The following is an 8,948-nucleotide window of genomic DNA, read 5'->3' as shown; positions in this document are numbered from 1 at the left end:
TACAGAAAATACCCCTTCATTCACTGTCAGCCAGCATAAGCAATTTTATCATTGTTTTGGTTGTGGAAAGCATGGTTCGGCCATTCGGTTTTTAATGGATTTTGAAGGAATGGAATTTGTTGATGCCGTTGAAACTCTGGCACAATCGGCAGGTTTAGCAATTCCTAAAACATCTTTTCAGCAAAATAATAAAAGCAAAAATTTATACGAATTAACTAGCCGAGCCAATCGTTTTTTCACCTATCACTTCAAACATTCTGAAGTTGCCAAACGATATATGGCGCAAAGAAATATCTCTCAGGAGGTTCTGGATTTATTTCAGATAGGATATGCACCTGATCTGTGGGATGGGTTGCTTAAAAGTTTTCCTCATCAAGAAATCAACAATCTTTTTGAAGCTGGATTAGTCACTAAGAATGATCATGGAAAAGTTTATGATAAATTCAGAAATCGAGTGATTTTTCCAATCTCAGACAAACGAGGGCGAGTGATTGCATTCGGCGGAAGAGCCATAACTCAAGACCAAAAACCCAAATATCTGAACTCACCGGAAACTCCTTTATTTCATAAAAGCAAAGAGCTTTACGGTTACAATCTTGCCCGTAAATACGGTGACTCCAAGCAAATTATTGTCGTAGAAGGTTATATGGATGTGATTGCGCTTCACCAAGCAGGCGTAAAAAATGCTGTTGCCACTTTGGGAACCGCCACCAGCAGCCAGCATATCATCACTCTTTTACGGGCTTATGATGAAATCATTTTTTGCTTTGATGGCGATACAGCCGGACGAGAAGCAGCCTGGAAAGCCTTAGTGACTTCGTTACCGAACTATCGGGATGATAAAAGTATTCGCTTTTTATTCCTGCCACAGTCACATGACCCGGATACTTATATTCAGGAGTTTGGAACAGAAAATTTCAAACACAAAATTGATAATGCCACGACTTTATCTGTTTTTCTCATTGAGACTATTTCACGAGATGTGGATTTATCAAGCATTGACGGCAGAGCCAAATTCATCGAAAACAGCAAACAATATGTCAATCAATTGCCGAAAGGTGAATTTAAAAAACTATTGATTGCCGAAATCAATAATTTAAGCAAATCTCAGACTGATTTTAATCACTCTACAGAGGTTAAAATCCAACCGGTACAACAATGGAACCCGGTTAGGAAAGCCATTGCAATCTTACTTAACAGCCCGCATTTAGTCGAGAAAATCCCTGAAACAACAGATTTAGCACTTTTAAACCAAAATGGTACAAAAATTCTGACTGATATTATTGATTTTTGTCGTTCTAACCCTCATATTACCACAGCTGGTATTATCGAAGGTTTTCAGCAACATAAAGCCTCTCAACATCTCAGTCAATTGGCAGCTATACCACTCGATTTAAATAGCGATCAATTGATATTTGAACTGGATGATATTTTGAGTTACTTTGCAAAAACAATTGAGAAAAATGAAATAGAAACTCTGAGAAGAAAACAATCAGAATCCGGTTTAACTCAGAATGAACAACAGCGTTTGGTTGAATTACTAACAAAACAAATTAACAAGAACTAATATGGATCAACAGCAAGAAACAAAACAAGAACCAACAATGAACCCGCAGTCTCAAATGAAATATTTGATACTGAAAGGCAAGGAACAAGGCTATCTGACTTATGCCGAAATCAACGATCACCTTCCTGATGATATCGTTGAAACAGAAATGGTTGAAGACGTTATTCAGATGATTAACGACATGGGGATTCAGGTTTTTGATGAAGCTCCGGATGAAGATGAAATCCTTCTGAATGACGATGCTGCAAAAGAAGATGATGATACTGCTACTGAAGAAGCAATGGCTGTATTATCCGCAGTTGATGCCAATATTGGTCGTACAACCGATCCTGTTCGTATGTACATGCGTGAAATGGGCTCCGTTGAACTTTTATCCCGTAAAGAAGAAATTGCAATTGCCAAACGGATTGAACGTAGTTCGCATTTTATCGTCGAAGCGATTGCCAAATTCCCGAAAACGACTGAAGCTTTGATCGAGGAATTGGAAGAAATGGAAGAAGAAGGCTTCAAAATTAACGATGTTATCACCGACATTTACAACCCTCATGAAGAAGCTGTCATTCCTAAAGTTAAAAAGCCAACAGATGTTGATGAAGAAGAAGAGGAAGACGAGGAAGAGGGAAATAGTAGCTCTGATGATGATACGGATTACGATGAAGATAATGATAGTGATACCGATGATGATGGTGATGATGAAGATGAGGATGAAAGCACAGCTTCATTTGAGGACTCCGGACTCGATCCTGTTGAAGTTAAGCTTCGGTTAGATAAAGTTCGTGAGATTTATAGCAAATTTGTAAAATCTGTTGATAAAAAAGGTCTTGATCAAGATGATCAAAAAGACTATTTAAACCAAATTTCAGATGTATTAGTTGAATTCAAATTTTCTCCTCGCTTGTATGATAAATTCAACATGCAGGTAAAAATTGCTCAAGAAAATATTCGTTACATCGAAAGACGTATCATGAATATTTGTACCGAACAATGTAATATGCCTCGTGGTAAATTCATTCGCTCTTTTATCGGGAAAGAAACCGATACCAGTTGGATAGACGGTGTGATCGAAAAAGGCGAAAACTATTCAACCTTGCTGGCAATTTACAAAGATGAAATCGTCAAACTGCAACAAAAAATGCAATATCTGGAGAAGCGTTATAAATTAACCATTCCGGAAATTAAAGAAATCAATCGTAACATCACGGTTAACGAAGCCAAGTCTCGCCGTGCGAAAAAAGAAATGATTGAAGCGAACTTAAGATTGGTTATTTCGATTGCGAAAAAATACACCAATCGTGGTTTACAGTTCCTTGACTTGATTCAGGAAGGAAATATTGGCTTGATGAAGGCGGTTGAGAAATTCGAATATCGTCGTGGTTATAAATTCTCTACCTATGCTACATGGTGGATTCGTCAAGCTATCACTCGTTCCATTGCCGATCAAGCAAGAACAATTCGTATTCCGGTACACATGATAGAGACCATTAACAAACTCAATCGGGTTTCCAGACAATTGCTACAAGAGAATGGTCGTGAAGCAACAGCAGAAGAACTGGCTAAAATTCTGGAAATGCCAGTGGATAAAGTTCGTAAAGTGATAAAAATCGCTAAAGAGCCTATTTCCATGGAAACTCCAATAGGTGACGATGAAGATAGTTACTTGGGAGATTTTATCGAAGACTCAAACATTCTTTCACCTCTGGATTCAGCGACCGTCAATGGTTTGACAAATACAGTTTCTGCTTTGCTTGAGGGGTTAACTCCTAGAGAAGCCAAAGTATTAAGAATGCGTTTTGGTATTGACATGAATACGGATCACACATTGGAAGAAGTTGGAAAACAGTTTGACGTCACTCGTGAGCGTATCAGACAGATTGAGGCAAAAGCTCTGCGTAAACTCAGACATCCAAGTCGTTCTGAACTTCTACGCGGATTTATGAGTTTGTAAAGCTCATAAACTTAATTTGCTCTTACAAAACTCCTGTTATCCGACAGGAGTTTTTTTATTTCAGAAAAAATCATCAAATCATATACTCTTAACCATAAAAATTTTACAATTCCTCAGGTTTAACAAAATTTCATTCAATGGCTGTCAGTGTATTTGATTTATTTAAAGTCGGAATTGGTCCTTCAAGTTCGCATACGGTTGGACCTATGCGCGCGGCATTCTTATTTTGCCGTCAGCTGGAGCATAGAAATCTGCTTGATGAAATTGACACTATTCAAACCGAACTATTTGGTTCTCTCGGGCATACAGGGCGCGGACACGGAACCGACAAAGCCATTATATTGGGATTAAGCGGTTATGAGCCCGATAAAATAGATCCTGACATCATTGACGATTTATTGCTAAAGGTTGAAAAAAACAAAGCCATTGAGATTAGTCCAAAGCAATACGTTTCATTTGATTACAAGAAGCATCTTAAATTTCATAAAAGAAAATTACTGCCACTACACTCAAATGGGATGCGATTTATTGCGTGCAAAAAAGATGGTGAAATAATACTCAGTAAGGACTTTTATTCAGTCGGTGGAGGATTTATTCTTTCACACAAAAAACTGGCAAAAAAAACCATTGTCGAAGACAGCACCGTCTTACCCTTTTCTTTTAAATCCGGCGATCAGCTTCTGGAAATCTGCAAATCTAACAAAAAATCAATTGCAGAAATCATGTATGAGAATGAAAAATTCTGGCAAAAGAAATCTGAAATCAACAAACAACTGGATTTTTTATGGCAGGTTTTCAAACAGTGTGTGGAAAGAGGTTTAAACACCAAAGGCGTATTACCCGGAGGTTTAAAAGTCAAACGCCGTGCTCCGGAACTTTATGACTCCTTAAGAAATATGCCACAAGCCGCTTTACGCGACCCTCTTACAATTTTAGATTGGGTGAATGTCTATGCTCTTGCTGTGAGTGAAGAAAACGCTGCCGGTGGACGTGTTGTGACCGCACCAACAAATGGTGCTGCCGGGATTATTCCTGCGGTTTTGCATTATTACTATCACTTTTGTCCTCAAGCAAATATTCAAGGAGTCCGTAATTTTCTTTTAACAGCCGGTGCTATCGGTATGCTATACAAAGAAAATGCTTCTATTTCAGGCGCTGAGGTTGGATGCCAGGGTGAAGTTGGTGTCGCCTGCTCAATGGCTGCTGCCGGTTTAGCTGCGGCTTGTAACGAATCTCCCGAACATATTGAGAATGCGGCTGAAATTGCTATGGAACACAATTTAGGGTTGACCTGTGATCCGATTGGCGGATTGGTGCAAATTCCCTGTATTGAAAGAAATGCCATGGGAGCGGTCAAAGCTATCAATGCCTATCGAATGGCTTGTCGTGGCGATGGAAGTCATTGGGTCTCATTGGATAAAGTGATTAAAACCATGAAAATCACCGGGCACGACATGCAATCGAAGTATAAGGAAACTTCTCGAGGTGGTTTGGCAGTGAATATCATTGAGTGCTAATTGCACTGACATTACATTCACTACAACCTTTCCATAAGATAAACTATTGTTACATTTCATATCATGAAAAGAATTAATGTTTTATTCTTTAGTGAAATATGGCATGATAATATGCAGTGGGTTTTTCCACTATTTCAAATCTTAAATAAGGGGAGATTATTATGAAAACAAACGCACCTACCGCTTTGGTATTTATGATTGCAGTAATTTTAGCTGTGTTATCAGTTGTATCAGCTTTTGTTGCGATTCCGGTTGTTTCAGCAAATGCTTATTGGGTAATGACAGCTGCTTTTGTGGTATTGGCAGCAGGAAATCTACTCAAAGGGCTCTAACAAAAACATTTCATTGAGGGAAAACCTGAACTTTCCGGTTCAGGTTTTTTTATGCCTAACTATAAAGTTCAGGAAGTTCGTTCTTAGGATTGATTTGATTGAAATTATGAATAGTCAAACCTTTTCCCTTAACTTGTTTTAACCAGGAACCAGTATCAAACTCTGTTAATTGTGTTGATGAAGAATAAAGTTGCAATTCCAGATTTTCGATTAAACTTTGCATTTCATCAGTAACAAGTGGAGTTATTGCCGATAAATTATTCACTTGATTTTCGGGGTATTGCTGATTCCACCAGTGAATCAAGGATTCTTGTAATCCCGATAAATCTTTATTATTGATTGAGTTGATAATATCTTGTTTACTTATACTTTTTTTAGCTTTATCAGATGAATCAGATACTCTTTTTTTCTTTCTCGAGGAAAGTAAAATTGCCAAAGTAACCAACCAGAGCAATACTGAAATTAAAGCAATGAGTTTCCAAAACCATGATTCTTTTTCTACCACTTTCACTTCAGTTAATGGAGTTTCATCTCTGGAGACTCCTTTTTCAGAAGCACTTGAAACACTTTCAGTTGGCTTGGTTTCAAACAAATTTCCAATAGGTGGTTTTTCCAAAGCAAAATCACCGGCTTCAACATCTAACGTAACAGGTGGTAATTTTGCAAACTCAACTTGCCCTGTATTAGTATTGAACCATTCCAATTGAAATTCAGGAATTCGGATTTTCCCGGATTGTGTTGGGATCATTGCCAGCTTGACTTGTTTCCAACTTTTCAGGTTTTCTGTTTCTTTTTCGGTTTGAGATAATGGTTGTTCGGGATAAACCCTGATTCCGTCAATTTCGCCAAGGTCAATTTCAGGGATTTGTGTCTCGTTCAGACCTTCAACATAAAGAGTAATTGTTCGTGTGATTGGCTCACCCACTTTGTAAGGTTGCGAGGACCATTCCTGTGAAATCTGAACATTGGATGCCGGTAGCCAATCCTTGCCAATAGAAGTTTGTGGTATCGGTTTAATTTCAATTTCTACAGGTTTGGAAACTGCTCGAACCGGTTTTCCTGTCGCAAACATGCTAAAACTTCTTCGGGATGAATTATCACGGCCATTAAAAATGATTGGATTCAGTTCCAGTTTTCCGCTTTTTTCAGCAAACATTGCATATCGTCGTTCAACCACTTCATAAGCTCGTCCGTCTCTGACTGTTCGATAATTAGCTCCTTTATCAAGCTGTGTAATTATGGTATCACTAGCAATCGGATCAGACAGACTTCCTTCACTCAATGCAATTCCATAGAAAAGTCTCACTGTTAAAATAATTTGTTCTTTAACAAAGGCTTCGGTTTTATCTGTCTCTGCCTCAATAAAAACATCTCCGTTTGCTTTAGCATTCGGGTCTGATTTTGTCACCGAAATTTGAATGGGTTTGGTTTGCTGACTACCTACTTTAATTGGCGGAATGGTATTTTCACCCACACCATTTGGCATCAATGAAATTTGCCAACTGGTTTGTGTTGAATAACTGTTATTGATAATTTGTGTTGATGAAGACTTGCTGGTTCCCAAAACGGTAAAAACATCTTCTAACTCTGTTAAATCCGGCTCTTCATTGCTATTTTCATCAACTGAAATTGTCAATGTCAGAGTTTCACCAATAATAATTCGGTTGCGATCAACACTGGCAGTCACTTCAGCAAAGCTATTAAAACTGATTAAAAGTAAACCAATTAGTAGTAAGTTTTTCATAATTTACCAATCCTGTTGTTCATCTGGTTTATTTTTCTGTTGGTTATACTGGTAGTAGAATTTTCTTCGCAATAAACCGCCCGGGTCATCGGGAATTCTTCTCAGCCATTGTTCAATGGCCTCTTTATTTTCAGCTTTTTCCTGAAGCTCTTCCGGTGACACTTGAGCTTGTTGCTCTTTTTGTTGTTCTTGCTGTTCCTTATCTGCTTGTTCCAGTTCTTTTTGTTCTTGTTCTTGCTGACGTTTTTCCTCTTCCGTCATTTCTTCTTGTTCAGACTTCTGCTCCTGTTGTTCAGGATTATCCTGAGAATCTTGGTTCTGTTGCCCTTCCTGTTGCTGTTGCTCACTGTTTTCCTGATCTTGGTTTTCCTGATCCTTATTTTCTTGCTCTTGCTGTTGGTCTTCCTGATTTTGTTGTTGATCTTCGGAGTCCTGTTTCTGATTATCCTGATTTTGCTGTTGTTCCTGCTGTTGTTGTTTCAGAGCTTCTTCGACCTGTTTTTTATTGTAAAGTGTATCTTCATCATCGGGTCTGAGTTCCAGAGACTGATTATAAGCATCCAAAGCCTCCTGTAATTTACCACTTTGAGCAAAAGCATTTCCTTGGTTGTACAAACCATCGGCACTTCCATCGTTAAACAAGTTTCCTGCACTTTGAAAATCTCCTTTTTTGTATGCAGCTGTAGCTTTCCAGGAATTAGATTTGGCTTTCTCAAAGGCTTTTTGCGGATTTTCGTTGTTGATGTATTCAGCAGCTTGCTGATCTGAATTCAACCATAAATCTTTCCATTCAAAGGCTTGAGAAACCTGCGGAGTTTGCAGTCCTACGACCAAAAACAAACTCAGCAACAAGCCTTTTCTGAATAATAATGCGAAAAGCGGAAGTATGGCTAATACCAACCAAGGACCTTCATCAATGTATTTTTCAGAATCCAACTCGCTGTTATCTGTCGCTTCATCTTCATTCTTTTCGGCATCAGTCGGAACTAAAAAATCAATATCCGCAGAATCACCCGTCAGTTGAGAAAATCTTCCGTTACCAGCTGATGACAATTGCCTTAATTCGCTAATATTCAACTTGGGAACAACAATGTTTCCGCTTCTGTCCTTAACAAACCCTTGTTGCGTCGGAATCGGAGCTCCGGCTTCTGTTCCGATGGCTAAAACTGAAGTGCTAATTTTTTCATCAGCTAAATCTTCTGCAACATTCATCGCGGAATCCAGATTGACTCCGTCGGTCATCAAGATGATTTCACCTCGCGAATATCCGGCTTGTTTCAATAAGTCTTTCGCTTTAAGTAATGCAATATCGGCTCTGGAACCTTGAACCGGCATAATTTCTGGCGAAATGGCTTTGACTAATAACGAGATTGTTTCTGTATCATCAGTTAATGGTGTGACAATAAATGCGTCACCCGCATAAACCAGCAAGGCGGTTTGTCCATCTTTTCTTTTTTCCAGAATATCATTCAGTTTATACTTGGCACGTTCCAAACGATTGGGTTTAATGTCATCCGACAGCATGCTCTTGGAAACATCCAATGCAACTACCAATGCCGATTGATTTTTCATCACCGGTGTTGGAATTTTACGAAACGAAGGACCAGATATTGCCAAAATTGCAAGAATTGAAATCAACCATAACAATTTCATCCAACCACTACCTTTTTCAGAAGACTTTGATTTAATCTCTGCTAGCAAATGCTCATCACAAACTTTTTCCCAGCTATCGCCACCTTTTTGTTTTCTCTGTAAAAACCAGATAATTGCCAAAACTATCGGCAAAGAATAAAGCACCTGGGGTCTGATAAAGTGCAAATTGGAAAAAAAACTGCTTATCATT

6 protein-coding genes are annotated in these 8,948 nt (G+C 38.5%); 4 read left to right on the top strand and 2 right to left on the bottom strand.

Annotation, left to right across the window (positions count from 1 at the left end; all coding sequences use genetic code 11):
• The 4 genes from dnaG to R3F25_11970 form a co-directional block, all read left to right on the top strand.
• On the top strand, positions 1 to 1,567 hold a 1,567-nt coding region (gene dnaG, locus R3F25_11985), incomplete at its 5' end, for a DNA primase (GenBank protein MEZ5497524.1).
• A gap of 1 nt (position 1,568) precedes the next feature.
• The gene (gene rpoD / locus R3F25_11980; protein ID MEZ5497523.1) at positions 1,569 to 3,512 is read left to right on the top strand and encodes an RNA polymerase sigma factor RpoD; all 1,944 of its coding nucleotides are present in this window, start codon (positions 1,569 to 1,571) and stop codon (positions 3,510 to 3,512) included.
• Between the two features lie 137 nt (positions 3,513 to 3,649).
• Positions 3,650 to 5,029 (top strand): L-serine ammonia-lyase, encoded by a 1,380-nt coding sequence (locus tag R3F25_11975; protein MEZ5497522.1) that lies wholly within the window; start codon positions 3,650 to 3,652, stop codon positions 5,027 to 5,029.
• Positions 5,030 to 5,190: 161 nt separating this feature from the next.
• On the top strand, positions 5,191 to 5,361 hold the full coding sequence (locus tag R3F25_11970; GenBank protein ID MEZ5497521.1) for a hypothetical protein: 171 nt from the start codon (positions 5,191 to 5,193) through the stop codon (positions 5,359 to 5,361).
• Between the two features lie 55 nt (positions 5,362 to 5,416).
• Here R3F25_11970 and R3F25_11965 read toward each other — a convergent pair whose 3' ends face one another.
• Both R3F25_11965 and R3F25_11960 read right to left on the bottom strand, forming a co-directional pair.
• The gene (locus tag R3F25_11965) at positions 5,417 to 7,105 is read right to left on the bottom strand and encodes a BatD family protein (GenBank protein ID MEZ5497520.1); all 1,689 of its coding nucleotides are present in this window, start codon (positions 7,103 to 7,105) and stop codon (positions 5,417 to 5,419) included.
• Positions 7,106 to 7,108: 3 nt separating this feature from the next.
• The gene (locus tag R3F25_11960) at positions 7,109 to 8,947 is read right to left on the bottom strand and encodes a VWA domain-containing protein (GenBank protein ID MEZ5497519.1); all 1,839 of its coding nucleotides are present in this window, start codon (positions 8,945 to 8,947) and stop codon (positions 7,109 to 7,111) included.
• Between the last annotated feature and the right edge of the window lies 1 nt (position 8,948).

It is taken from the genome of Gammaproteobacteria bacterium (assembly GCA_041395445.1).
Classification (GTDB): Bacteria; Pseudomonadota; Gammaproteobacteria; order Xanthomonadales; family Marinicellaceae; genus NORP309.
Note: the sequence above shows the minus strand (reverse complement) of the source record. Positions and strands in the feature narration are given on the sequence as shown.